The sequence below is a fragment of the Xylanibacillus composti genome, from assembly GCF_018403685.1.
Taxonomy (GTDB): Bacteria; Bacillota; Bacilli; order Paenibacillales; family K13; genus Xylanibacillus; species Xylanibacillus composti.
The window spans coordinates 79,737-105,138 of sequence record NZ_BOVK01000011.1 but is presented as its reverse complement, the minus strand read 5'-3'; the positions used below and the strand labels follow the sequence as shown (position 1 = coordinate 105,138).

The 25,402-nt window shown below is 52.9% G+C and carries 24 protein-coding genes, 1 other RNA gene and 1 pseudogene; 23 read left to right on the top strand and 3 right to left on the bottom strand.

Annotation, left to right across the window (positions count from 1 at the left end):
• Positions 1-256: 256 nt before the first annotated feature.
• The 11 genes from glyQ to XYCOK13_RS04130 all read left to right on the top strand — a co-directional run bounded on the left by glyQ (position 257) and on the right by XYCOK13_RS04130 (position 12,056).
• Positions 257-1,159, top strand: a complete 903-nt coding sequence (gene glyQ, locus XYCOK13_RS04180) for a glycine--tRNA ligase subunit alpha (protein ID WP_213410627.1) — start codon at positions 257-259, stop codon at positions 1,157-1,159.
• Positions 1,156-3,228, top strand: coding sequence for a glycine--tRNA ligase subunit beta (gene glyS / locus XYCOK13_RS04175; RefSeq protein ID WP_213410626.1), 2,073 nt, complete (start codon positions 1,156-1,158; stop codon positions 3,226-3,228). The genes glyQ and glyS overlap by 4 nt, the downstream gene beginning before the upstream one ends.
• A complete protein-coding gene (locus XYCOK13_RS04170; RefSeq protein ID WP_213410625.1) occupies positions 3,229-4,044 on the top strand; it encodes a pyruvate, water dikinase regulatory protein in 816 nt (271 codons plus the stop codon).
• Between the two features lie 25 nt (positions 4,045-4,069).
• A complete protein-coding gene (locus tag XYCOK13_RS04165) occupies positions 4,070-4,582 on the top strand; it encodes a YaiI/YqxD family protein (RefSeq protein ID WP_308443010.1) in 513 nt (170 codons plus the stop codon).
• Positions 4,575-6,401, top strand: a complete 1,827-nt coding sequence (gene dnaG / locus XYCOK13_RS04160) for a DNA primase (RefSeq protein WP_213410623.1) — start codon at positions 4,575-4,577, stop codon at positions 6,399-6,401. Before XYCOK13_RS04165 ends, dnaG begins: the two co-directional genes overlap by 8 nt.
• Before the next feature lie 44 nt (positions 6,402-6,445).
• The gene (rpoD, locus tag XYCOK13_RS04155; protein WP_213410622.1) at positions 6,446-7,564 is read left to right on the top strand and encodes an RNA polymerase sigma factor RpoD; all 1,119 of its coding nucleotides are present in this window, start codon (positions 6,446-6,448) and stop codon (positions 7,562-7,564) included.
• Positions 7,565-7,674: 110 nt separating this feature from the next.
• Positions 7,675-8,505 (top strand): hypothetical protein, encoded by an 831-nt coding sequence (locus tag XYCOK13_RS04150; protein WP_213410621.1) that lies wholly within the window; start codon positions 7,675-7,677, stop codon positions 8,503-8,505.
• The gene (locus tag XYCOK13_RS04145; protein ID WP_213410620.1) at positions 8,502-9,242 is read left to right on the top strand and encodes a tRNA (adenine(22)-N(1))-methyltransferase; all 741 of its coding nucleotides are present in this window, start codon (positions 8,502-8,504) and stop codon (positions 9,240-9,242) included. The genes XYCOK13_RS04150 and XYCOK13_RS04145 overlap by 4 nt, the downstream gene beginning before the upstream one ends.
• Complete coding sequence (locus XYCOK13_RS04140) at positions 9,236-10,351, top strand: Nif3-like dinuclear metal center hexameric protein (protein WP_213410619.1); 1,116 nt, start codon at positions 9,236-9,238, stop codon at positions 10,349-10,351. Before XYCOK13_RS04145 ends, XYCOK13_RS04140 begins: the two co-directional genes overlap by 7 nt.
• Positions 10,352-10,473: 122 nt before the next feature.
• Positions 10,474-10,869, top strand: an RNA gene (gene rnpB, locus XYCOK13_RS04135) — RNase P RNA component class A.
• A 209-nt stretch (positions 10,870-11,078) separates the two neighbouring features.
• A complete protein-coding gene (locus tag XYCOK13_RS04130; protein WP_213410618.1) occupies positions 11,079-12,056 on the top strand; it encodes a hypothetical protein in 978 nt (325 codons plus the stop codon).
• Between the two features lie 59 nt (positions 12,057-12,115).
• Here the strand turns inward: XYCOK13_RS04130 and XYCOK13_RS04125 are convergent, their stop codons facing one another.
• The gene (locus tag XYCOK13_RS04125; RefSeq protein WP_213410617.1) at positions 12,116-14,038 is read right to left on the bottom strand and encodes a S8 family peptidase; all 1,923 of its coding nucleotides are present in this window, start codon (positions 14,036-14,038) and stop codon (positions 12,116-12,118) included.
• Positions 14,039-14,225: 187 nt separating this feature from the next.
• Here XYCOK13_RS04125 and XYCOK13_RS04120 point away from each other — a divergent pair, with 187 nt between their 5' ends.
• The 5 genes and pseudogenes from XYCOK13_RS04120 to thiI all read left to right on the top strand — a co-directional run bounded on the left by XYCOK13_RS04120 (position 14,226) and on the right by thiI (position 18,136).
• Positions 14,226-14,729, top strand: coding sequence for a YpuI family protein (locus XYCOK13_RS04120; RefSeq protein WP_213410616.1), 504 nt, complete (start codon positions 14,226-14,228; stop codon positions 14,727-14,729).
• A 27-nt stretch (positions 14,730-14,756) separates the two neighbouring features.
• Positions 14,757-15,062, top strand: coding sequence for a DUF1540 domain-containing protein (locus XYCOK13_RS04115; RefSeq protein WP_308443009.1), 306 nt, complete (start codon positions 14,757-14,759; stop codon positions 15,060-15,062).
• Positions 15,063-15,085: 23 nt separating this feature from the next.
• Positions 15,086-15,634, top strand: coding sequence for a DUF308 domain-containing protein (locus XYCOK13_RS04110; protein WP_213410614.1), 549 nt, complete (start codon positions 15,086-15,088; stop codon positions 15,632-15,634).
• 140 nt (positions 15,635-15,774) lie between these two features.
• Positions 15,775-16,931, top strand: a pseudogene (locus XYCOK13_RS22305) (cysteine desulfurase family protein).
• On the top strand, positions 16,928-18,136 hold the full coding sequence (gene thiI / locus XYCOK13_RS04100) for a tRNA uracil 4-sulfurtransferase ThiI (RefSeq protein ID WP_213410613.1): 1,209 nt from the start codon (positions 16,928-16,930) through the stop codon (positions 18,134-18,136). The pseudogene XYCOK13_RS22305 and the gene thiI overlap by 4 nt, the downstream one beginning before the upstream one ends.
• 19 nt (positions 18,137-18,155) lie before the next feature.
• Here the strand turns inward: thiI and XYCOK13_RS04095 are convergent, their stop codons facing one another.
• A complete protein-coding gene (locus tag XYCOK13_RS04095; RefSeq protein ID WP_213410612.1) occupies positions 18,156-18,848 on the bottom strand; it encodes a TerC family protein in 693 nt (230 codons plus the stop codon).
• 348 nt (positions 18,849-19,196) lie between these two features.
• Between XYCOK13_RS04095 and XYCOK13_RS04090 the strand changes: the two genes are divergently transcribed.
• The 7 genes from XYCOK13_RS04090 (at position 19,197) to XYCOK13_RS04060 (ending at position 24,737) form a co-directional block, all read left to right on the top strand.
• Complete coding sequence (locus XYCOK13_RS04090; protein WP_244864983.1) at positions 19,197-19,853, top strand: TerC family protein; 657 nt, start codon at positions 19,197-19,199, stop codon at positions 19,851-19,853.
• Between the two features lie 74 nt (positions 19,854-19,927).
• A complete protein-coding gene (locus tag XYCOK13_RS04085) occupies positions 19,928-20,407 on the top strand; it encodes a hypothetical protein (RefSeq protein WP_213410611.1) in 480 nt (159 codons plus the stop codon).
• Between the two features lie 139 nt (positions 20,408-20,546).
• Complete coding sequence (gene typA / locus XYCOK13_RS04080) at positions 20,547-22,388, top strand: translational GTPase TypA (protein WP_213410610.1); 1,842 nt, start codon at positions 20,547-20,549, stop codon at positions 22,386-22,388.
• Positions 22,389-22,430: 42 nt separating this feature from the next.
• Positions 22,431-22,811, top strand: coding sequence for a YlaH-like family protein (locus XYCOK13_RS04075; protein WP_213410609.1), 381 nt, complete (start codon positions 22,431-22,433; stop codon positions 22,809-22,811).
• On the top strand, positions 22,808-23,086 hold the full coding sequence (locus XYCOK13_RS04070) for a hypothetical protein (protein WP_213410608.1): 279 nt from the start codon (positions 22,808-22,810) through the stop codon (positions 23,084-23,086). Before XYCOK13_RS04075 ends, XYCOK13_RS04070 begins: the two co-directional genes overlap by 4 nt.
• 38 nt (positions 23,087-23,124) lie before the next feature.
• Positions 23,125-24,192: an LCP family protein gene (locus tag XYCOK13_RS04065; RefSeq protein ID WP_213410607.1), complete on the top strand. Its 1,068-nt coding sequence runs from the start codon at positions 23,125-23,127 to the stop codon at positions 24,190-24,192.
• Between the two features lie 92 nt (positions 24,193-24,284).
• Complete coding sequence (locus XYCOK13_RS04060; RefSeq protein ID WP_213410606.1) at positions 24,285-24,737, top strand: pyridoxamine 5'-phosphate oxidase family protein; 453 nt, start codon at positions 24,285-24,287, stop codon at positions 24,735-24,737.
• Between the two features lie 36 nt (positions 24,738-24,773).
• Here XYCOK13_RS04060 and XYCOK13_RS04055 read toward each other — a convergent pair whose 3' ends face one another.
• Entirely contained in the window at positions 24,774-25,319 is a 546-nt protein-coding gene (locus tag XYCOK13_RS04055) for a YhcN/YlaJ family sporulation lipoprotein (RefSeq protein WP_213410605.1), read from the bottom strand.
• Positions 25,320-25,402: the final 83 nt, after the last annotated feature.

Below are 25,402 nucleotides of genomic sequence, written 5' to 3'. Positions count from 1 at the left end.
AGCAGCTTCGGAGAACAGGCGCTCCAGAGCTTCCATATCAAGAGCGGGCGATTGTGGGAACACAGGCGCCAAGTAGGGTGGAACCGCGGGAGATTCTCTCGTCCCTATGTCCTTAGACGGATATAGGGGCGAGAGTTTTTTGTCATCATAGAATGATTGCAGCGCTTACCGGGTCGCCTCAAGCATTGAAAGGAAGCTAGTTAGCGCCAATTTGCTTTCGCGGGTTGAATAGAATAGGGAAGAAGGGGACTGGGAAATGAATGTTCAACAGATGATCCTGACGCTTCACCGCTTCTGGGCGGAGCAAAACTGCATCATCATGCAGCCATACGATGTCGAGAAGGGTGCGGGAACGATGAATCCGATGACGTTTTTGCGAAGCATCGGTCCCGAGCCATGGAACGTGGCATACGTAGAGCCATCGAGGAGACCGGCGGACGGCCGTTACGGGGAAAACCCGAACCGCTTGTATCAGCATCATCAGTACCAGGTGATCATGAAGCCGTCGCCTGATAACATCCAAGAACTGTACCTGGAAAGCCTCAACCAACTGGGCATCGATCCCCGCCATCATGATATTCGGTTCGTGGAAGACAATTGGGAATCGCCTACGCTCGGCGCATGGGGGCTTGGCTGGGAGGTATGGCTCGACGGCATGGAAATTACCCAGTTTACGTATTTCCAACAAGTCGGCGGCATTGACGCCCAGCCTGTAGCAGTTGAAATCACCTATGGTCTGGAAAGACTGGCTTCCTACATTCAGGACAAGGAAAATGTGTTCGATCTGGAGTGGGTGGACGGTGTGACTTATGGGGATGTATTTCTTCAGCCGGAATATGAGCATTCCAAGTATACCTTTGAAGTGTCGGATGTCGACATGCTGTTTTCGCTGTTTGGCATGTATGAACGGGAAGCCCAGCGGGCCATGGAACAAAACCTGGTTTTCCCTGCCTATGATTATGTGCTGAAATGCTCCCATACGTTCAATCTGCTTGACGCCAGAGGAGCGATCAGCGTGACGGAACGAACCGGCTACATTGGAAGAGTGCGCAATCTGGCGCGCAGCGTAGCTGCCGCATACTTGGAAGAGCGGGAAAAGCTTGGATTCCCGCTAATCAAGACGAAGCCGCAGGAAGCAAATGGAGGTGTGTCGGAATGAGTGCCAACCATTTATTGATTGAAATAGGCATGGAGGAAGTGCCAGCCCGGTTTATTCGCGGCGCAGCCGACCAGTTCCGGCACAAATTCGAAGGGTGGCTGCAGGAGGCGAGAATTGCTTACGGCACACTTTCCAGCTATGCCACTCCCCGCCGTCTGGCGCTGCTTGTAACCGATGTTGCCGAGAAGCAGGAAGACCTTAGCGAGGAAGTGAAGGGACCTTCCAAGAAGATCGCGCTCGACGATCAAGGGGAGTGGTCGAAAGCAGCGCTTGGCTTTGCGCGGGGACAGGGAGTGAGTCCGGCCCAACTTTATATGAAGGATTTGGACGGGGTAGAGTATGTCTTTGCCCGCAAGGAGAGCGCAGGCGCAACGACAGCCGGGCTTTTGCCGGCGGCCGTTACGTCTATCGTCACGTCCATGACATTCCCGAAAAATATGCGGTGGGGAGCCCATGAGCTGAAATATGTGCGGCCGATTCGCTGGATGACGGTTCTGTACGGCGCGGAAGTCGTTCCGCTAGATATCGCAGGAGTGCAGAGCGGACGACTGACAAGAGGCCACCGTACGCTCGGCGGGGAGATTGAGCTTGGCTCCGCATCCGAGTATGCGGATAAGCTTCGCGGCCAATTCGTCATGGTGGATGTAGAGGAGCGCAAGCAGGCAATCCTCGATCAGCTTGCTCGTATGGCGCAGGAGCGCGGCTGGAATATTCCGATACAGGACGATTTGCTTGAGGAAGTGCTGTTTTTGGTAGAATGGCCGACAGCCCTAAGCGGTTCCTTCGACGCTTCCTTCCTGCAAATTCCGCAGGAAGTGCTGATTACTTCCATGCGCGAGCATCAGCGCTATTTCCCTGTTCTAGACATGGAAGGCAAGCTGCTGCCGCATTTTGTAACGGTGCGCAATGGCGACGACGCTTCGCTGGAGCAGGTAGCCAAAGGCAACGAAAAGGTGCTTCGGGCCCGCTTGTCCGACGCCAAGTTTTTCTATCAGGAAGACCAAAAGCTGTCTATTGCGTCAGCGCTGGAGCGATTGGAGAAGATTGTTTATCACGAAGAGCTTGGCACTGTTGGCGACAAGGTTCGCCGGATTGTCGCCATCGCGGGCAGGTTGGCCAAGAAGCTCGAAGCAGAGGACAAGACTGCAGCTGTAATTCAGCGTGCGGCGGAAATTTGCAAATTTGATCTGGTCACGCAGATGGTCTATGAGTTTCCGGAGCTGCAGGGCGTCATGGGCGAGGATTATGCCCGCAAAGCTGGTGAAAGCGAGGAAGTGGCCGTTGCGATCAACGAGCACTACCAGCCGCGCTTTGCCGGTGATGACGCCCCTGCATCGCTTGCTGGAGCAATTGTCGGTCTGGCAGACAAGCTGGATACGCTGGTTGGTTGCTTCTCCATTCACATTATTCCGACAGGCTCTCAAGATCCGTATGCCTTGCGCCGGAACGCATCCGGTATTGTCCAGATTCTGCTCAAGCATGAGCTGCCTCTCGAATTGACTGATTTGTTCGATGCGGCGATTGCCGTCTATCAATCTGGCGAATTGAAACGCAATGAGGCAGAGCTTCGGAAGGATTTGCTCGACTTCTTCAAACTGCGTGTGAAGCATGTGCTGTCGGAGCGTACGCGCTACGATGTGGCCGACGCGGTACTGGAGAGCGGGCTGGGATTGCTGCATGTAACCGTCGGCAAAGCAGACGCGCTGCAAAACTTCGTCGGGGACGCGGCGAACAAGGAGACACTCGACTCATTCGTGCGCGTCATGAATTTGGCGGGCAAGGCGGATTCGGACCGCTTCGATTCCGCGGTCTTTGCGGAAGACGTGGAGCGCGAGCTGCTGCAAGCCTGGGAGCAGTCGCGCAGCAAACTGGACGACGCGCTGCGCGCCGGGGAATGCAAGCAGGCGCTTGCTCAATTGAGCGAGCTGCGTGAACCCATTACCCGCTATTTCGATTCGGTCATGGTTATGGTTGAAGATGAGAAGCTGCGCAACAGCAGGCTCGGTTTCTTGCGAGCGATGGCGAATGATCTCCTTCGCTACGCCGATTTCACCAAGGTGGTATGGTGAATGCCGGACACGCACAAATCGGTGGTTTACGTCGTATCTGACGCTGCGGGAGATACCGGGGAGGCGGTAGTGAAGGCCGCGGCCGCCCAATTCCATCCGCTGGAAACCGAAGTTCGCCGGATTCCGTTTGTGGACAGCATTGAAGTGATCGATGTGCAGCTTGGACAAGTGCAAGAACAGCCGGGAATCGTCGTATTCACTTTGGTTATTCCGGAGCTGCGCGACCACTTGATCGCCCGATGCATGGAACGGAACATCCCGTTTGTCGACATACTGGGACCTGTCGTATCCGGCATGGAGCAGCAGCTCGGACAGAAGTCCAAGCATGTGCCTGGGGTGATTCACCGCCTGGACGAGGATTATTTCAAGAAGGTTGAGGCTGTTGAGTTTGCTGTCAAATATGACGACGGCCGAGACCCGAGCGGCATTGTCCTCGCCGACCTTGTGCTCGTGGGTGTCTCTCGCACGTCCAAAACGCCGCTGACGATGTATTTGGCCCACAAGAAATACAAAGTCGCGAACGTGCCGCTGGTGCCGGAAATTATTCCGCCCGAACAGCTGTTCAGTCTTCCCAAAGAACGGATCATCGGCTTGACTATTGATCCGGGCAAGCTGAATTCGATTCGCCGGGAACGCCTGCGCCACTTGGGTTTGGCAGACGATGCGCAGTATGCCAATGCCGAACGGATAAAGCTCGAGCTGAATTATTCCGAACAGATCTTTGAACGTTTAGGCTGCACAGTGATTGACGTATCCAATAAAGCGGTTGAGGAAACCGCCAGCATGATACTCGAATCACTGGAGGACAGTCGATAAACCGGCATTGGGGTGAGAGCTAGTGGTGTGTCGTATTTGGGTAGATGCAGATGCTTGTCCGGTCAAGCAGGAAATAGTCGCTGCTGCAAAGCCATTTCAGGCGGAAGTTGTATTCGCGGCATCCATTGCTCACTCTCTGGAACGATGGAGGGAAGAGGGGGTCCGCATTATTCAGCTTGACCCATCAGACCAGTCCGTTGATATGTACATTGCCAACCAGCTGCAAGCGGGGGATATCCTCGTAACGCAGGACCTGGGTCTCAGCGCCTTGGCCATGGGGAAGAAAGCAATCGTTCTCTCCAACCGCGGACAAATCCTTCACGAAGAGCAGATGGATTATCTGCTTGCCGCACGGCATGCGCATGCCAGAATTCGCCGCGGGGGAGGTCGTACGAAGGGACCGAAGGCATTGACGAAAGAGGATCGCTCGAATTTTCAACAAACATTGACAAAAGTTTTGGCCGAGCAGCAGGAAAAAAGGTTGGGTTATCGAATAGATATACGTGTTTATTCGGATGAAGGTGGTAAGGATGAATAACGGCAACATACCGGAAGAAGTCATTCAGGCGGTGCTGAAGGCATACGACATCGTAGAGCTGGTAGGAAGGACCGTTCATCTGACCAAGCAAGGGAAGAACTATAAAGGCCTGTGTCCCTTTCATTCGGAAAAGACGCCTTCATTTACAGTATCCCCTGACAAGCAGATATTCCACTGTTTCGGCTGCGGTGTAGGCGGCCATGCAATCAAGTTTGTAATGGAAACAGAAAGCTTGACGTTTCCCGAAGCTGTAAGGCAGATGGCGGAAGAAGCGCAGCTGCCGTATGCCTGGTCCGATGCGCCGGCCGCTGAGACAGAAGAGCAAAGGGAGCAAAACGCGCTTCGCACAGCCCACGAGTGGGCGGCCAAATGGTATCATCATATACTCATGAATACAGAGCACGGTCAACGGGCAGCTTCGTATCTGCGGGAGCGGGGATTTACCGATAAGCTTGCGCAGACTTTTCAGCTTGGCTATGCGCCAGCCATGAGAAATTCACTGGCAGGTTTTCTGGAGAAAAAACAATTTTCAACCGGACAGCTGGAGCGCGGCGGACTTGCCCGCATCGGCGATTACGGCGCGGCAGATCTGTTCCGGGATCGCATTATGTTTCCGATTCATGATGCGAGGGGTCGGGTTTGTGCGTTTTCGGGGCGAACGCTGGATGGCAAGCAGCCCAAATATTTGAATACACCAGAAACCCCGATCTTTGCCAAGAGCAGGATTTTGTACAATTTGCATCAAGCCAAGACGGAAATTCGCCGCAGCAAGACAGCCGTATTGTTCGAAGGGTATGCCGATGTCATCAAGTCGTGGGGAGCTGGTGTGCTGAACGGCATTGCCACCATGGGAACCGCATTGACGGAGGAGCATGTGGCGGTGCTAAAGCGAGTATGCGAAGAGGTGGTCATTTGTTATGACGGAGATGACGCCGGACAAGCTGCCGCCATGAAGTGCTTGCCGCTGCTTGCTAGAGCCGGTATCCGGGCCAAGGTCGCTATGCTGCCGCCAGGGCTGGATCCCGATGAATATATCGAACGTTACGGAAGCGAGGCTTTTGTTCGCGGCATAGTAGAAGCAGCAGCAGCCCCGGCCGCCTTTCGCCTCCATTATGCCCGCCGAAAATACAAGCTGCAGACGGAGGAAGGCAAGGCCGGCTACTTGCGGGAAGCATCCAAGATCGTTGCATCGCTGCCTTCGCCGATTGAGCGGGAGCTGCTGCTCAAGGAATTGGCTGGCGAATTTGAAGTATCTTTCGAAACATTGAAGCAAGAAAGTAACGAGGTTCGGCAGGAATTAGAAAAAAAGAAGCGAATAGGGGATAAGAACGACAATTCGTGGAATAATGTATGGAATGACAGGGCAGCTCCAGAGAGAGCCCCTGCGCTTTTACCTGCATATATAAACGCGGAGCGCCATCTCTTGGCGCACATGATGCACAGCAAAGAAGTGACCTTGTATGTGCAGGAGCATATTGGCGATGCTTTTAATGTGGAGCGGCATGCAGCATTGGCTGCGTATTTGTACGCCTTCTTCGCTGAGCATGAAGAGCCGGATTTCAGCCGCTACTTGGCTACCCTGGATAATCCGGAGCTGGAAAATGCGGCAACCGCAATCTCCATGATGGCTGTTTCGGATGCGAATCATTCTGCGCTGCTGGATGATTACATACACGAAATCCGAAAGGCCCCGGCATTAAGGGAACTGGAGAAGAAGAAGAGAGAGATGGTTCAGGCAGAGCGATCTGGAAATCTGGAAGAGGCCATGCGGCTCGGCGCAGAGATCATTGCGCTGAAAAGTCAGCTGAAATCCACTTGATATAGATATGACGCCAGAGGATATAGGGAGGAGGGAGCCCGCGTATGGTGAATGATCAACATACTGGTTTAGAGACAGAACTGACACTGGAGCAAGCCAAGGATCAATTAATCGAGATGGGCAAAAAACGCTCGTCTTTGACTTACAAAGAGATCATGGAGAAACTTGGATCTTTTGACCAAGATGCGGAGCAGATGGATGAGTTTTTTGAAAGCTTGTCCGAGATGGGAATTGAGGTAGTGAACGAAACGGAGGAGGAGTTGGTGCTCGGACCCGACGAGCAGGATCCGGAGGATTTCAGCTTTGACGACGATTTGGCACTGCCGCCAGGCATCAAAATCAATGATCCGGTGCGCATGTATCTGAAAGAAATCGGAAGAGTGCCGCTGCTTTCCGCTGAGGAAGAAGTAAACTTGTCGAAGCGGATCGAGGAAGGCGATGAAGAAGCGAAGCGCCGTCTTGCGGAAGCGAACCTGCGTTTGGTCGTCAGCATTGCCAAGCGATATGTCGGCAGAGGCATGCTGTTCCTTGATTTGATTCAGGAAGGAAACATGGGACTGATCAAAGCGGTCGAGAAGTTCGATCATACGAAAGGCTTCAAGTTCAGTACGTATGCGACATGGTGGATTCGTCAGGCGATTACCCGGGCGATAGCCGATCAGGCGAGAACAATTCGGATTCCCGTGCATATGGTCGAGACCATTAACAAGCTGATCCGTGTATCCAGACAGCTGCTTCAAGAGCTGGGCCGCGAGCCCGCGCCGGAAGAAATTGCGAAGGAAATGGAATTGAGCGTTGACAAAGTGCGTGAAATTATGAAGATCGCGCAAGAACCGGTATCGCTTGAAACGCCGATTGGCGAAGAAGACGATTCGCATCTGGGCGATTTCATTGAGGATCAGGAGGCGCTGGCGCCATCGGATGCCGCAGCCTACGAGCTATTGAAGGAACAGCTGGAAGATGTGCTCGATACACTGACAGAAAGAGAAGAGAATGTACTTCGGCTGCGTTTCGGACTCGATGACGGCCGTACCCGTACTTTGGAAGAAGTGGGCAAGGTATTCGGCGTAACGCGCGAGCGGATTCGTCAAATCGAAGCGAAAGCGCTGCGGAAGCTGCGCCACCCAAGCCGCAGCAAGCGGCTGAAAGATTTCCTGGAATAACCGGCATCCATCCTGACCCGGGTGAACGACCTTTCTGTATTATGCAGCAAGGTCTTTTTTTTCCTCCTCAGATTAGTCAGCGGCGAACCCCATTGGTAGAGGTGAACAATATGGAACCAGCACGACGGGCTATGATTGTGCGAGAAATCGAATATTGGCGGCGCGGCAAGCTGCTGCCTGAGCAATATTGCGACTTCCTCTTGAATTTGTACGCGGACGAAACGGTCAAGGTTGAGCGAAGCGATACCCCATCCGCATCAGCAGCAGCGGTTGTCAATAGCAGTGTATGGCTCTGGTTGGGGGGGAGCATGTTGCTGGGCGGCTTAGCATTCCTTGTCATTTATTTTAATTCTTTTCCTGTTTTAATGCAAATAGGCTTATCCGCCATTTTTGTCCTGCTGTTTTATACCGGTGCCGCAATGATGAGAAAGCGAGCTATTGTGTCGGTTATGCTTTCTGCTGCCGGCTCCTTGCTGCTGCTGTTCGCGGGTGTGTATTTGCTGCGGTTGCATGGCGAGGACAGCGCCACCGCTTTGGCCGGTTATCTGCTGTTCGTTGCGATCATCTGGCTGGGGGCCGGCGGGCTGCTCCGCCAGGCTGTTCTGCAATTTTGCGGTTGGGCGTCCATTATGGTATTTTACGGATGGACCCTGTCGCGTACGTTAGAGGAGTTATCCTGGTTCAGCAGCCAGCTGGCATGGGTGCCGATTTCGGGGTTGCTGCTGCTGATGGGCTGGCTGTTTGTCAAGCGGTTTCAATCGGCGGGCACTGTCCTGCTGCTGCTTGGTCTGCTCGTGTGGTTTGCGCCCGAAATGCAATTGCTGGCCGATGCGGGCAAGCGGGATGGGGTGGCACTGCTATCCCTTGTCGCCAAGTGCTTATTAACCGGCATGCTGCTGTACGCTGGGCGAAAAATATGGATAAAGTGGGTTACGGCATGATACGATTATCAGATCGACTAACGGCTATAGCCGAACAAATTCCGGCGGGAGCGCGTGTGGCAGACATTGGCAGCGACCATGCGCTTCTGCCTGTGTATCTGATTCAAGCTGGCAAGGCAGCCAGGGCTGTCGCGGGCGAAGTCAATACCGGCCCATTCCGTGCTGCCAAGCGGCAAGTCGAAAGTGCGGGTCTCGCCAGCCAAATCGATGTCCGGCTTGGAGACGGTCTGCAGGTGGTGCAGCCGGGTGAAGTAGATGCGGTTGCTATCGCAGGAATGGGTGGCGGCCTAATACGAGACATATTGCATGCAGGACGCGACAGGCTCTCTGGGGTGAAGCGACTGGTGCTGCAGCCTAACGTAGGAGAGGAATTGGTTCGTTATTGGCTGGCTGAGAATGGATGGTTTTTGTCCGCCGAGCGCATTCTGGAAGAGGACGGTCTGACCTATGAAATACTGACAGCCGACCGGGTCGAGCAGGCGGCTGAGAAAAATCTGGCGCTTTATGCGAAGCGGGAGGTTGGCGGCCGAACGATTTCCAGTTCGGCTTTATACAAGCTGGGTCCCTATTTGCTGGAGGAGCGTTCTGGCGCATACATGGCCAAATGGCAGCGGGAATTGGCCAAACGCAAGGCGGTGGTCAAGCAAATGGAACGCGCTGCTTCCCCGGAAGCGGCAGAAAGAAAAGAGCGGCTTCTGAAGGAAATCGACGAACTGGAGGAGGCATTATCATGTTAGCAAACGGCCAGACGGTCATACAGCTTATGGAGCGATGGGCGCCGAAGCGCCTTGCCGTACCGGATGACCGCATCGGCTTGCAAGTAGGGACTTTGAACAAGAAGCTCGAAAAGGTTCTTGTCGCGTTGGATGTAACGGATGAAGTTGTAGAGGAAGCGATCGAGGCGCAGGCCGGTTTGATTATTGCCCATCATGCGGTCATCTTCCGTCCGCTCAAAGCATTGCGGACAGATCTTCCCGGGGGCAAGCTGCTGGAGAAGCTGATCAAGCATGATATTGCCGTCTACATCGCTCACACGAATCTCGACATTGCAGAAGGCGGCGTGAATGACATGCTCGCCGATGCGCTTGCCTTGGAGGACCGTCAGCTTCTCTCCGAAACTTCACGCGATCCATACCGGAAGCTTGTTGTGTATGTACCGCACAGTCATGCGGATGCCGTGAGCGAGGCGTTATTCCAAGCAGGGGCGGGGCATATCGGCGCATATAGCGAATGCAGCTTTCAGTCGGAGGGCACAGGAACATTTACGCCATCGGCGGTCTCTCAGCCCTTTATCGGCGAAACGGGGAGGCGGGAGCATGTGCCGGAGAAGCGGATAGAGACAATCGTTCCTGCCCAGCTTGAGCGCCAGGTTATTCAAGCCATGCGCAAGGCGCATCCTTATGAGGAGCCTGCCTTCGATTTGTTTCCGTTGGAGCTTGCTGGCCATGCCTATGGCCTTGGCAGAATCGGCAAGCGGTCAGAGCCATGCACGCTTCGCGAGCTTATTGACGAGGTCAAGCGGGTATGCGAGGTACCGTTCGTGCGCTTTGTCGGCGACGAGCAGCAGCAGGTCAGCAAGATTGCGGTATTGGGCGGTTCAGGGGGAAGGTATTTGGCGCAGGCGCAGTTTGCAGGAGCAGACGTAATGATTACGGGCGACGTCGATTATCATGCAGCACACGATGCATGGGCAGCCGGCATGAGCGTGATCGATCCTGGACACAATATCGAGAAGATAATGAAGAAGGGCGTTGCAGAGAGGGTGGGGAGCATGCTGCAGGAGCAAGGGTACACAACGGCTATACTTCCCTCGACCGTGAATACAGAAGTATTCAAGCTTGGATGACGCTGTCATGGAGCACGAAAGCAAGTTGCGAGTCTGGACAAGAAGCTAATCGTTGCTTGCTTTTCCATCAGTTTAAAGTTGTTATTTTCATGTGAGGACGCTATACTATAGGTTGCACATGAGAAGTTTGACAGACAATCGCTGGCAGCGCCAGGCGCTGCGAGAGGAAAGTCCGGGCTCCATAGGGCAGGATGCTGGATAACGTCCAGTCAGCGCGAGCTGAAGGATAGTGCCACAGAAATGGACCGCCGATGGCGAGACACAATGACTCGCACAGGCAAGGGTGGAACCGTGGTGTAAGAGACCACGAGGAGATATGGCGACATATTTCCTGGTAAACCCCATCTGGAGCAAGACCTAATGGAACGCATAAACCCTTGCCCGGGGGCGTTCGGGTTGGTCGCTTGAGCCGTGCAGCAATGAACGGCCTAGATAGATGATTGTCGCTTCAATGGTGGGAGGGTAGTTCCCGTTATACCACCGGAAGTACAGAACCCGGCTTACGGCAAACTTCTCTAACTTTACCCATAACCGAAAGCTGTCGATTAGCGCATAAATGGCTGATCGACAGCTTTTTATTTTGGACATAAGTCCCTTTTTTATAGACACAATTCCTGATTGTTGTGACGAACGAGGACAAGCTTTAGCCGTATCTATTCTTTTTTCTCTCCTGCACCCATGCTACGATTTTGTTGTTGATTTCTATTTTCATGAACGGGGGATGACGGTGAGAAGGATCGTATTGCCTGTTACCAAACCGATCATATCCGGCCGAATGAACTATGGGATACCGCTATCTATTATAGGCTGCCACCCAACTTTTCTCCCATGGCTCGTCAGCCGCTTTGTCAATTTGCATTTCCAATCCCGCGATCAGTTCGATTCCTTCAACTTTTCCGAATTTCCGCTTTCCATCGACAATGAGTACTACAAGCCTTTTCTGGATCGCTGGGCAGACCGCCGGGAGATCGTGGACGAGATTATTCCGTTTATCATTCGGCATATCCAGGCTGGACATTATTTAATTTTTTTTGTGAACAAATTTCATATTCCGCAATGCATCTGGCACAATCGCACTTACCATCCGCATCCTGTTTTTGTTTACGGTTATGACCGCGAGACGGAGACAATTTATACGAAGAGCTTCGATGAGGGCTTTCGATTCATCGATGTGGAGGTGGGGTTTGCGCAGATGCATGACGCTTTCCATACGATCGAAGAGCGTTCCTTGCCGAATCCCCTCATCCGGTATATGCGATACGATGCATCGGCCAGCTATTCGCTCAACCTGGAGAGCATCCGCCGGCAAGCGAACGAGTTCCTGCAGGGAAGTTCCAAGCGTGATTCGCGTGCATTGGGGATTGCAATCTATCCGGTGCTCGAGGAGAAGATTGCCGAGATGAAGTCGCAGCCCTTTCAGGTCTTCGATTCCTTCCTGCTCCGCAAGCATGCCCATATTATATGGGAGCATGCGCTCATCATGGAGCACAGAATGCAGGTGTTGGCCAGAGAACAAATCATCGATGATCCCGCGCTGCAGCAATTGGGCAAGCAACTGACCCAGCAGTGTCTCATTTTTCGGAACCTGCTCATCAAGTATCACATTAGACAGGATCAGAAACTGCTGGGCAAAGTCATGGAGGAAGTAGACCGATTGAAAACAGGGCAATGGGAAGCTGTTACGAGGCTGGTTGCTCACCTATAACGAGTCCACGGGCTGCGATGAGCATCCGGCATCAGCCGCAGGTGAATGAAGCAGAGAGACTAGCGTGCTTCGTTGCCGCGAAGCGATGCCTTCCCCAGCCATTTGGACCAATATAAGATGCTGGATTTCGCCTGTGACGCCCGTTCCAGCGCTGTGTTGACATCAATTAATCCGTATCCGTATTCCTTGTCCTTGCCTTCTGCGCCCAAATCAATGGCTGTTTCGCGCATGAGATCCATCACTTCCGCATTGGAAAGAAGCGGATTGACGGAGCGGATGAGCGCGGCCAATGCTGCGACATGCGGGCTGGCCATGGACGTGCCTGACAAGGCTGCATACTGATTCTGCATGTAGGTGCTGGCGATATTTTCTCCAGGAGCGACAACATCGACGTAATCGCCGTAATTGGAGAAAAACGCGCGGCGATTGTATGGATCGGTGGCAGACACTGCGAAAACCTCAGGGTAGGCAGCGGGATAGCCCGGCTGTTCCGTATTATCATTGCCTGTTGCGGCAATGAGCACGACATCCCGATCATAAGCATACCTCACGGCGTCATGCAGGAATTCGGCATCGGCGTAGTTGCCTAGGCTCATGTTGATCACTTTGGCTCCCTGATCCGTGGCCCATATAATTCCTCTGGCGACATCGTACGTACTGCCAGCGCCTGAAGCATCCAATACTTTGACAGGCAGCACTTTATTGTACCAGGTCATGCCCGCAATCCCCTCATAATTGTCAGTCAGAGCCGAGATGACTCCGGCAACGTGAGTGCCATGGCCTACATCATCGTTAGGTTCAGTTTGCTCGTCGACGAGATTCATGCCATGCAGCAATTGGCCCGCGAGATCCGGATGCGTCAGATCAACGCCGGTATCGATCACCGCAACGGTCACTTCCTCGTTGCCTTTGGAGTATTTCCAGCCTTCCAGCGTCTCGATCGTCGGAAGATTCCATTGATACGGGTCATACAAGGCATCGTTCGGCGCTGTTTCGCTGAACATCTCCGTTCGCCCGCCGATGGCAGCTTCTTGATTCCGTTGCGTGTAGGGCTCCGCATCGGGCCGTCCATTCGTTAAGTACAAGTAATGCGGCTCCATATAAACGGTACTCCATTGCTCCAAATAGGCCATCATTTCTTGCGTAGTCAGGCTGTTGGACGTCAGCACATAAGCATAGCCAAGCTTTTCCGCAGAAGCCAGATCAAGCTCGCGTTCAAGCAATGCCGCGTCTTCCTCGGACAGAGGCTCGACGAACCTGACCACAACTTGGTTCACGTAATAGTGGCTGGTTCCTTCATTTTCCTCCGGATGATCGACCCGCACATCCTCTCCGGTATCAAAATCCACCGACTCCACCCTGAAGCGTTTGTCGCTCGGATATGGCACAATGCGCAGGTTTTTCTTCTGATGCACCTCCACCTCTTTGAGCAGCTGCTGCTTGACAACGGCAACCAGCGCCTGCGGTTCGTCATCGGCGGCAGACATGGAAGCTTTATGGCCTGGCTTTGCTTTCGTTGCGGCGTCGACAGGCATGGCCAGAATAAAATAGGGCGTCCCGTCCGCTTCAAAGGTCGGCGATTCATACACTTCTCCCCGAAGCGCTTTTTCCTTGGCTTTCTGCATATAACGCGATGCCGGAGCATGCTGAACGGCTGGCAGCTCCTCCCCGTGCGGCGAGCTGTTCCCTGAGCGATCCAGTTCATGAACCTGCACGATATGCGGATGCTCGGACAAGAACGCTTTGTACCGGGATGGCTGCAGTTGACCGTTGGATGCAAGCATGCGAAGATCGTGCTTGCACTGCGTGCGGCAGAGGACGTTGGTGCGGGAAATATCCGCGGCCATCAGCTGCTGTTTCATGACGAGCTCCCTCTGTGCTTCCGGACGGTCTTGTTCCGGGGCGTTTCCCCCGTCTTCTCCCGGAAGAATGATCCATAAGCCGGCAACAATAACTAGGACAGCGGTAATTTTTCGCAGCATGCGCAACTCCTCCGTTCGTTGTCAGAATAATTGTAGGATGAGGAGGCATACGCTGAATTATTCTTGAGATTGTAGTTACGTTTTTAGGTTTTTTATGTTACGATTTAAGCTAGGATGTCCATTTAGGGGCATGCATCTCCACGCTTGTGGAAGCGCATGTTTGTTCTTAGAATGAGGAGGTCATGATGTGGCAATCCATGATGTGAAAAACTTGTGTGAATCAACAAGAACAAAGCTGAAGGAAGCTATCGCCAAACTGGAAATTTTCTTGAACCATCACTCCATTGCCCAGCTCAACGGTGAGCAGCAGGATGAGGCAATGAATGAATTTTATCGCGGCTTTCTTGCAGATATGCGCCACCTGCTTGTTTTTTCCGAGGTGGCCTACGAAAAGCTGGGGATTAGCTTGCGCAGGCCCAACTTTAACGTAGAATATGCGGAAAAAGTGCTGTACGACGTTTACCATAATTGTGTCAATCACTTTTTCTATCCGAAGAATGAATGCTACTCGGAGGACGGGCGATACGCCTACACCGGCCAAGATGCCATACGTTTTCGCAAGAAGCCGATTCGATCCGTTCGGGACATTACATTGGATCTATCCAAAATCTTCGAGGAGCTGCGCGAGGATTTGGCGTATTACGAGACCGACTACATCACCCAGAAACGGATGCAAGGGGAGCACGTCTAAAAGTCAACTGACCGCTATGCTGATTGCATGGCGGTTTTTTTATTGGGCATTGCTGCTGCCAGAGCTTGCCGAATAACGGCCGTGGCGATCGGGGAAGCTGTTAGTGGGGGTGATGAGCAAATGCCAGAAGTCAAATGCAGTGTAGCCAATTGCACCTACTGGGGCGAAGGAAATAATTGCAGAGCAGACGCCATTATGATCGACATTGACCAACATGCCGGCAAGAAGTTTGACGCTGAGTTCGCCGGGGAATCCTTTGATACGGAGCATCAGGACACGGCAAACAAAAGTTCGAGCACATGCTGTCACACGTTTAAACCCAAATATGACTAGACAGCGCGGAAGGAGGTCGCCAGATGGACCGCAAGCAAGACGGACATGATCAGGAATTGTTTGAACCGAAAACGAACGAATTCGACGGTTCGGTTAATGCAGTAGCGGATACCGGAAGGCATACGAATGAATTTGCTGACGAGCTTGACGGAGAGTACGAAGCCGAATTTTCTCCGTTTCGGGAAGCTGAAGTCAATGCGACAGAAGCGATGAATCCAGCGCGCGGCTCCATGACCGGCAGCGCCCGTCAAGCTGACGAGGAGTATGCCGCCGAGGTAGCGGCTCCCGCTCCGAGAGTGCTGACGAATCCTGAGGAAGAGCGGCCGCAGGAAAGCCGTACAGCCAATCGCGAACAGCCGGAACAGGCGCAGCAAGGAGCCGGCATGGGGTGGGCGGCTCTAATACTAGCTATTGCGTCCTTGTTCCTGCTGCCTCAGCTGTTAGGTCCTGCGGCGGCGATCGTAGGCGCCATAGCCTGGACCAGAGGAAGTCGCGCATTAGGTGTCTGGTCGATTGTGATTGGCTTGATTTCACTCGTTTCTTACTTTATTCTCGTTCCGCTATACGCATAGCCCAAGCCAGCCTTGAATGGGGACTTATCCGCCAGAGCCTGACACGGTTCGCGGAAAGTCCCCTTCGTTTTATTGTCACGATACGGAAAACATTGTACAATCGTGAGAGATTCTAACCGACAAAAGGGAGTCGCATACACGTGAGGGGATACTTTGACCATAGCGCCACGACACCGCCGTACCCCGAAGTGGTGGAAGCAATAGGGGAAGTGATGCTCAAGCACTTCGGCAATCCGTCATCCCTGCACCGCTTGGGCATGCAAGCCGAGCAGCTGGTTTCCCGGTCCAGGGAAGTTATCGGACAATCGCTCGGGGTACCGGCGCAAACGATATTATTTACTTCTGGCGGAACGGAAAGCAATAACCTGGCGGTGAAAGGAACAGCACGCACATTTCAGGATAGGGGAAGGCATCTGGTCACAACGGCCATTGAGCATGCTTCCGTACATGAAGCCTTCCGGCAGCTGGAGCGGGAAGGATTTGAAGTCTCTTATGTTCCGCCCGGCAAAGATGGCATTGTCCATGCCGATGAGGTGATGGCCGCTGTGCGGGAGGATACAGTGCTGGTCAGCGTCATGCTGGTCAATAATGAGACAGGCGCGATCCAGCCAGTCGAGCAAATCGGCAGCCGGCTCAAAGCCCGGCCGAAAACGGCATTTCACGTAGACGCCGTACAAGGCATCGGCAGAGTCCCGTTTTTCCGAAAAAGTGGGGGGTCGATCTGGCAACAATATCCGCCCATAAGTTGCGGGGGCCGAAAGGGATTGGGCTGCTTTATGCCAGGGAAGGTCTTCTTTTGCAGCCGCTCCTGAACGGAGGCGCTCAAGAAAGAGGGGTGCGGCCAGGTACGGAGAACGTGCCGTTGATCGTCGGGACCGCGAAGGCGGTTCGGATGACGATGGAAGGTATGAGCACACACATTCCGCAGCTGCAAGCATTGAAGGAAGAACTCATACGCGAACTTATGAATATGAACGGTTGTGTGCTGAATAGTCCGGCCGTACCGGACCGCGGCGCACCGCATATCGTCAACATTTCTTTCCCTGGCGTAAAGTCGGAGGTGATGCTTCACGCGCTTGAGAGCGAGGGGTATTATGTATCCACGCAGTCCGCATGCTCCTCCCGCTATGCCAAAACGAGCCGCATCTTGAGAGCGATGGGGGCCGATGAGCAGGTGGCGGGGACGGCGATCCGCATCAGCCTGTCGCCTGAGCATACCGTTGAGGAGGTACGCGCGCTGGCCCGCTCGTGCGGAACCATTTATGAAGGACTGCAGACAGGGGGAACGAACGCATGAGACCGCAATATATACTAGTCCGGTTCGGCGAGGTCACACTGAAGGGCAGAAATCGAACCAGATTCGAGCAGCAGCTGGTCAAGGATATGAAGCGCAAGCTCGAAGCTTTTCCGAAATCGGCGATCGAGCATACATTTGGACGGGCGCTTATAGCTTTGAATGGTGAAGCGTACGAAGGGGTCTCAGCGGCTTTGAAGCGGGTATTTGGCATCTACTCCTTCAGCCCGGTGCTGCGCACCGACCAGCAGCTGGAGAACATTCGCGAGGCTGCGCTGGCCGTAATGAAGCAGTATGATCCGGAACCGCGGACATTCAAGGTGACCGCAAGGAGAGCGGACAAATCTTATCCGCATGATTCGCAAAAAATGAACCATCTGGTTGGCGGCTATGTGCTGAAGAACATGCCCGGACTAAAAGTGGATGTCCGAGAACCGGAAGTCCAGCTCTGGGTAGAAATTCGCCCTGAGGGCGTCTTCGTCTATTCTCAAATTGAGAAAGGGCTTAAGGGATTTCCCGCGGGATCAAATGGCAAGGGCATGCTCATGCTGTCAGGGGGGATCGACAGCCCAGTAGCCGGTTGGCTGGCCATGAAGCGAGGACTTCGCGTAGAGGCTGTACATTTTCACAGTTACCCTTATACAAGCGAAAGAGCCAAGCAAAAGGTCATTGACTTGGCTCGAACGCTTGCCGATTATGTGGATGAAGTAACCCTTCACCTAGTGCCTTTTACCGATATACAAGTTCGTCTGAAGCAGGAGAGCAACGATAATTTGCTCATCACGCTAATGCGGCGTATCATGTTTCGCATTACAGAGAAGCTTGCGCATGCGAACGATGCCAAGGCGATCGTGACGGGAGAGAATTTGGGCCAGGTAGCCAGCCAGACGCTGTCCAGTTTGTATGCGATCGAACAGGTGACGACTTTGCCCATCCTGAGGCCGCTGATCATGATGGAAAAGGAAGAAATTATCCGCATATCCGAACAGATCGGCACCTATGAGACCTCGATTCTTCCCTATGAGGATTGCTGTACGGTATTCTTGCCTAAATCGCCCAGCACCAATCCGAACATGAAGGTCATTCGTCAATTGGAGCGGTCGATGGATTGGCTGGATGATTATATCGACCAAGCCATTGAGGCGGTGGAAACCAAAGTCATCCGGCCCCAGGAGCAAAAGCTCGGTGAATGGGAGCGTTTGTTCTAGGGCCGATGACCGTCGGCACTCATTCCGCAGCGGTAGATTCTGCGGCGGCCGCCGCTCTGGCGGCCCGGCGGGATTTCACCAAATACCCGATGCCTAACACGCCGAGAATAACCAAGGCGTCGAAGCCGTACTTGATCCAGGCATTGTCAAATACTCCGGCCAGCTTGCGTTCGCCGGTAATCATCTTCGCAGCTGTGTAAGCGAGCACGCCGCCGCCGATATACAAAATCCAGGAATATTTGTTGATCAGCTTGACGAACAAGGTGCTGCCCCAGATGATGATCGGAATGCTGATCAACAGCCCGATGATCACGAGCAAATATTGATGTTCGCCTTCCGCAGCGCCTGCGACGGCGATCACGTTGTCAATCCCCATTGCCGCATCGGCAATAATGATTGTTCGAATAGCGCCGAATATACTGTCCTGCGCCTTCACTTCATGCTCGTCGTCCCCGACAAGCAGCTTGTAGGCGATCCAAACCAACAGGAGCCCGCCTGCCAGCATGAGCCACGGCAAGTTCAGCAAGCTTACCATCAGCAATGTAGCGGCAGCGCGAATCGCGATGGCCCCGAACGTTCCCCACAAGATGACGACCCTCTGTTTTTCCTTTGGCAATTTGCGAGCGGCCATGGCGATGACGATCGCATTGTCGCCGGCCAAGATAAGGTCGATAAAGATGATGATAGCCAACGCAGAAATAAAATCCCACATGTTTCTCTTCCTCCACTTTTGATTTAGGCTCCTTTTCCGCGCATCAAAAAAGACCTTCACCACGGAAAAATCATGGCAAAGGTCTTGCGAACAACACAACGAGCATGTTGCCAACAAAGCCGGGGTCACTGACCCGTAATGACGACTTTGCTGTTGACGCTACTCCCCTTTGGGAAATTGAGATTACCAGCCTATGTATTTTTACTCATTATATGCACGCGGACATCCGTTCGTCAAGAGGACATCCTCGAATGATTTGCCGCCTCCTGCCACTTTATTCTTTATGGACAACACTCATAACCTGCAAGGTTTGGACATATAGCAGTACAAGGGAGGTGGTCCAAAACATTGGAGGAGCTAGTGTTGTTTTCTCAGATGCTGCTGATCAACATGGTGCTGAGCGGAGATAATGCAGTCGTCATAGCGATGGCCTGCAAAAACTTGCCGCCCGAGCACAGGACCAAAGCAGTATGGTGGGGAGCTGGCGGTGCTGTAGCGCTCCGCTTGTTGTTGACCGCAGGCGCAGTTGTCCTGCTCGATATTCCGTTAATCCGGGCTGTAGGATCCCTGCTTCTGCTCTATATCGCAATCAAGCTGCTGACCGACCATGGCGGCGTCTCGACGGTTCGGCAGGCAGGCTCATTGAGCGGCGCGATCTGGACCATTATTATGGCGGATTTCATCATGAGTCTGGATAATGTGCTGGCAGTGGCGGCATTGGCTAACGGCAACATGACTCTGCTCATTGCAGGCATCGCCATGAGCATTCCGCTCATTATCTGGGGGAGCTCGCTTATTATGCGTTGGATGAACCGCTATCCCGTGCTTGTTCTGCTTGGCGCGGCGATATTGGGATACACGGCAGGAAAAATGATGGTAGAGGACCCGATCGTGCAGCCGCAGCTGCTGCAGTTCCATGCGTCGGCCCTGTGGCTGGTGCCGCTCTTGTTCACCAGTCTGGCGATTGGCGTCGGATTGTGGCACAAAGGACGAAACGCCTTGTAACTTTTTCGCCTGCATATGGCATTTCTCGCTGTTTTCCAGTACACTGTAAGGAAGATGGTTGAGGAGGATGTCATATGCGAAATCGTCAATATTCGGTAGGTTTGCTCATTATCCTGCTTGGCATTGTGATCTTGCTGGGCAAAACCGGCGTATTTTCGTTTGCGATCGGCATGTTATGGCCTCTGTTTGTGCTGGTGCCGGGATTGTTGTTTCATTTTTTCTATTTCTCCAGAATGATGCCGTCGGGCGTGCTCATTCCCGGGGGAATATTGGTCACCGTTTCGATCCTGTTTTTTATTTGTAATTTTTTCGGCTGGCACCATATGGCTTGGTTATGGCCGGGCTTTATTCTGGCAGTCGCCATCGGCTTGTACGAATTTTATTTATTCGACAACGAGCATCCGAAGGGCGTGCTGACCGCAGCGATTATTTTAGGGGTGCTTGCTGCGGTGTTCTTTACCTTTACTGTCCTGTTTACATCCGGCATTTATTTTGTAGCGGTCGCGCTAATATTGGTAGGTGCATTCATGATGTTCAGGCGGCCGAGGTTCTGAAGATTCCAAGGAAAGGACAGTTGCAATTTACATATCCGAACCTTATAATAAAACTTGAATTGTCAAGCGTCGGCGCATCGGTTCCGACGCTTCTTTTATGGATACAAGCAGCCCATATGAAAGGATTGTATAAATACACATGCATAATCGGGAAAAAATCAGGAATATCGCCATCATTGCTCACGTCGATCATGGCAAAACGACATTGGTTGACCGCCTGCTTCAGCAATCAGGCCAATTCAGGGACAACGAAGCGATTCAGGAACGGGCAATGGATTCTAATGATCTGGAACGTGAGAGAGGCATTACGATTCTGGCTAAGAATACGGCGATTTCTTATAAAGATCACTTGATCAATATCGTAGATACACCGGGTCACGCCGATTTTGGCGGCGAGGTGGAGCGCATTATGAAAATGGTGGACGGCGTCTTGCTCGTCGTCGACGCTTTCGAAGGCTGCATGCCGCAGACGAAGTTCGTTCTGCGCAAAGCGCTGGAGCAAAAGTTGACGCCGATTGTCGTCGTCAACAAGATTGACCGACCGAATGCCCGTCCGGAGGAAGTAATCGATGAGGTATTGGAGCTCTTCATTGAGCTGGAAGCGAATGATGATCAACTTGAGTTCCCGGTCGTATATGCATCCGGCCTGCAAGGGATAAGCGGACTGAGTCCGTCCGAGTTGCAGTCGACGATGGAGCCGCTGTTCGACAAAATCGTCGAGCACATTCCCGCACCGACCGAAAATCCGGAGGAGCCGCTGCAATTCCAGGTTACGCTGCTGGACTATAATGAATACCTGGGCCGCATCGCGATCGGCCGGGTCAACCGGGGAACGGTTCGCCAAGGCCAAAGCGTGGCTGTCATGAATCGTGACGGCCAGACGAAGCAGGCGCGCGTTGAGAAGCTGTTCGGCTTTCAGGGGTTGAAGCGTGTCGAGATGGAAGAAGCCGGCGCTGGAGATATTATTGCGATTGCCGGCATTAAGGAAATCAACATCGGCGAAACGATTGCCGATCCTCAGCATCCGGAAGCGCTGGAAGTGCTTAAGATTGACGAACCGACCATGCAGATGACGTTTGCTGTCAACAACAGTCCGTTTGCGGGCCGGGAAGGCAAGTGGGTCACATCCCGCAAGCTGCAGGAAAGGCTGTATAAGGAGCTTGAGACTGACGTGAGCTTGCGTGTCGATCCTACGGACAGCCCGGACGCATTCATTGTGTCCGGACGCGGGGAGCTTCACTTGGGCATCCTGATTGAGAATATGCGCAGAGAAGGATATGAGCTGCAGGTATCCAAGCCCGAGGTCATCATCAAGGAGATCGACGGCGTGCGCTCCGAGCCGGTCGAGCGTCTGTTGATCGACGTTCCGGAAGAGAGCATGGGAGCTGTAATGGAAAGCCTGGGAACACGCAAAGCCGAGATGGTCAACATGATCAACAACGGCAATGGTCAGGTTCGCCTGGAATTTTTGATTCCGGCACGCGGATTAATCGGATACCGCACCGCTTTCCTGACAATGACGCGGGGATATGGCATCATGAACCACGCTTTTGACAAGTATGCGCCGTATTTCGGTCAAGATGTTGGGGGCAGGCATGAGGGCGTGCTCGTTTCCAGCGAAACAGGCACTTCCACCCAATATGGCATGATGAGTGTAGAGGACCGCGGCATCCTGTTTGTTCATCCGGGAACCGAGGTATACGAAGGCATGATCGTCGGTGAACACAACCGCGACAACGATATTATCGTCAATATATGCAAGGAAAAGCAGTTGACCAACGTGCGCTCCGCTACGAAGGAAGAGACCGTCAAGATGAAGACGCCTCGCATTCTGTCGCTGGAGCAGGCGCTGGAATATTTGAACGATGACGAGTATTGCGAGATTACGCCGAAGTCGATTCGCCTCCGCAAAAAAATCCTGAACAAGAACGAACGGGAAAGAGCGGAAAAGCAAAGGAAGCTTTCGAAGTCCGGCGTGTAGGCGGGATACGGCCATACCACTGCGGGAAGGAGACTGATCAGCATGCAGGAGAGTGTGCCGACAAATGCGGCCAACGAAGTGGAAATTCCGGCATTTGACTGGAGCGCATTTTTGACGGACAAGGAGCGTTATTTGGGGCTGGCGCTGCCGAATTGGGTCACGTGGATCTTGATTTTTCTTTTTTTGTCCTATATTTATAATAAGGTTTTCCGCGTAAGGAAGCTTCCGATCTTAAAGGACTTGATCGTTTACGCCATTATGCTGGCGGGTGCCTTCCTGCTGCTGATTTTCCAGGTGGACGCGGGGCTGCCGATTTTGTACAGCTTGACTGTAGCTGTTCTGCTCATGTTTACGGTTCGGGTAAGATATTGGGTAGAGGAACGGCGGAAAGGCTCGGAAGCAGGCGGGGGCAAAAACGTATGAAGCTGCAGGATGCCTTGTTTAATTGGCTGCAAATGAAGATTGTCGCCGCTGCCCGTCCCGATGACTGGGCAGCAGGCGAAACGCTTGCTTTTTTCGAGGAAATCTTGCATGAAGATCACGAGCTGGACGAACTGGATATGAAGGCGGCAGATGAAGAGACGATAGAGGTTAACTATCGGGACAAGGCTGGCAGCATGCAGACTATGCGTTTTCCGAGGGAAATGGCCGAAAAGCTGCTGACAGATATCCAGGCTGAGCCGAAGTACAACCAGTAAACAACGGGACTAATTGTGAAAAGTGGAGATGAAACCGGATGAGTGAACTTGAAAATCCGTTGCCGCCCCGCACCAAGGGCAAGAAAAAAATGAAGAAGCCTCCCAAGAAGAGGTCGCCCATTCGCATGGCCATATTGGGTCTGTTTCTCGCTTTGCTGCTGGCAGGCGGGATCACCGCAGGCTATTACTACTTGAAATTGGAGGAAGTGGTCGGAGACATCTCGGTTGGTCTGAATGTCGAGGTGCCGAAGGAAGAACTGGCTTCGCAGAAGCCGATTTCGATCTTGCTTCTGGGAATCGATGCGCGCGAGGGGCTGGGGTTGTTGAATACGGATGTCATCATGGTGCTTGCCTTGAATCCGGATCGAAAAACAGCCACGATCGTTTCAATCCCGCGGGATACATACGTGGATCCGACAGGCTGGAGACCACACAAAGCGAATTACTTTTATGCGGCAGCCTACAACGACAACAAGGATACGGTATTTCAGGAAGTAAAAACCATTTTTGGCGAGATGCTGTCCATTCCCATCGACTATGCGTCAGTTGTTGATTTCAAGACTTTCGAGGATATGGTCGATGCTCTTGGCGGTCTGGAGATCGACGTGGACAAGGATATGTGCTACCGGGATCGCGCAGACGGAACTTATATCAATCTGAAGGCTGGCTTGCAACAGTTGGATGGCAAGGAAGCGCTCGACTTTGTCCGCTATCGCCAGTCGAATTGCGGCACGGCAGGTTCGAGCGATTTCGAACGAAACCAGCGACAGCAGCAAGTGATTTCGAAAGTTGTTGAGAAAGTGAAGTCCCCGACTATAATTTTGCGCGGCGGGGGCGTGCTGGACGCCATTGCGGACAATGTGCGAACGGATATCCCGGAAACGCAGATCAAAAGCTTAATTATGACATATGCGGGCATTTCCAACGATAAGATAAACTATATCCCGCTTGAAGGCTCTTGGCGAAGCCCATACATTTATTTGGACGAAGAAGGGTTAAACGCCGCTATAAGCCGACTGCAGGAGGAACTCGACCCTTCGCCTCCGGCACAGGCGGATGAAGCGGCTACCGCTGACCAGTCTGACGGGGGAAGCGTCGACTGGTAGACAGGGCTGAGCTGTGGTATACTGAGATCAGACAGGAAATCTTTGTTATGAATGCGCCGGTGGGCGCATGCTGTAAAGGAGGAACCGATTGGATGACGGATGTCGCAACGACTCTGAATGAAGCATTATTTGCACAGCTGCAGCTCGAAAAGCTGACTTTGCTGCATACGATTGACGCGGAGTCGGGAGCGCCGACAAGCAGCGCCATTTCGTGGATTTATGCGAAAAGTCCCGAAACCGTACGCTTTGCCTTGGATCAGCGTTCACGCCTAATCGAGAATATGAAGAAAAATCCGGCGGTTAGCTTGACGATTTTTGCTGCTAACACAGTGAATATCGTACAGGGGAAAGCGTCGGTTGTAACGGATGCTCTGGATGAGGTGCCGTTTAAGCTGACCTGCTTCGACGTAAGCATTGAAGCGGTTCGCGACGGCATGTTCTATGGCGCGCGTATTTCGACAGAACCGGAATATGAGAAAACTTATGATAAACGCGCGGCAGAAAAGCTCGATCAGCAGGTTTTTGCCGCAATGAAAAAAGCCTAGGCCGCTATTGTCGCCTGGGCTTTTTTCTTATACAAGCTATCGCTCGAGCTGCTGCTGTGTTTCAGATTGTGCCGGGGCGTGATGCTGAGGCATGACATCCTTGGGCAGCTGAGGCATGATGCGTCCGATGATATCCGACAACTCATCGGCAAAGCCCGACACCGGGTGGCCGTTGCGGATATCTTCGGCGATTTCCTCCAGGCGCGAAGCAATGTCGATGTCTGCTGTAACAATGGCATGTGCCCCGTGAGGATCTTTGCGAAGCGCTTCGGCGACGGAATACTTAATCGTGCCGACCATGGAACGATCCATGTTCCCTGGAACATTGATACCTACAATTGCCGTATTGCCGAATACAACGCAGTTTGCCGATTCCACTCGGGGGATCGATTCTGCGAGCTCCTCCAGACGGTTTGCAACATGTTCGGGGTCGTTAATCTCCGGTTTTTCCGGCACGCTCTGCCGGACCTTGATCTCTTGATTGTTTTGCTGCGGAGAGGGGGGCCCTGCATGATCGCGATTTTGCGCGCACCCAACAACGAACATCATCATGAGCAGGAGAGTTAGCAATATTTTCATCATATGCATCGTCCTTTCTTTCCCGTTTGACTAGGATTATTGTTGCCTGAAAAGGGTAGATCCATGTATCTTTCCACCAAACGCCA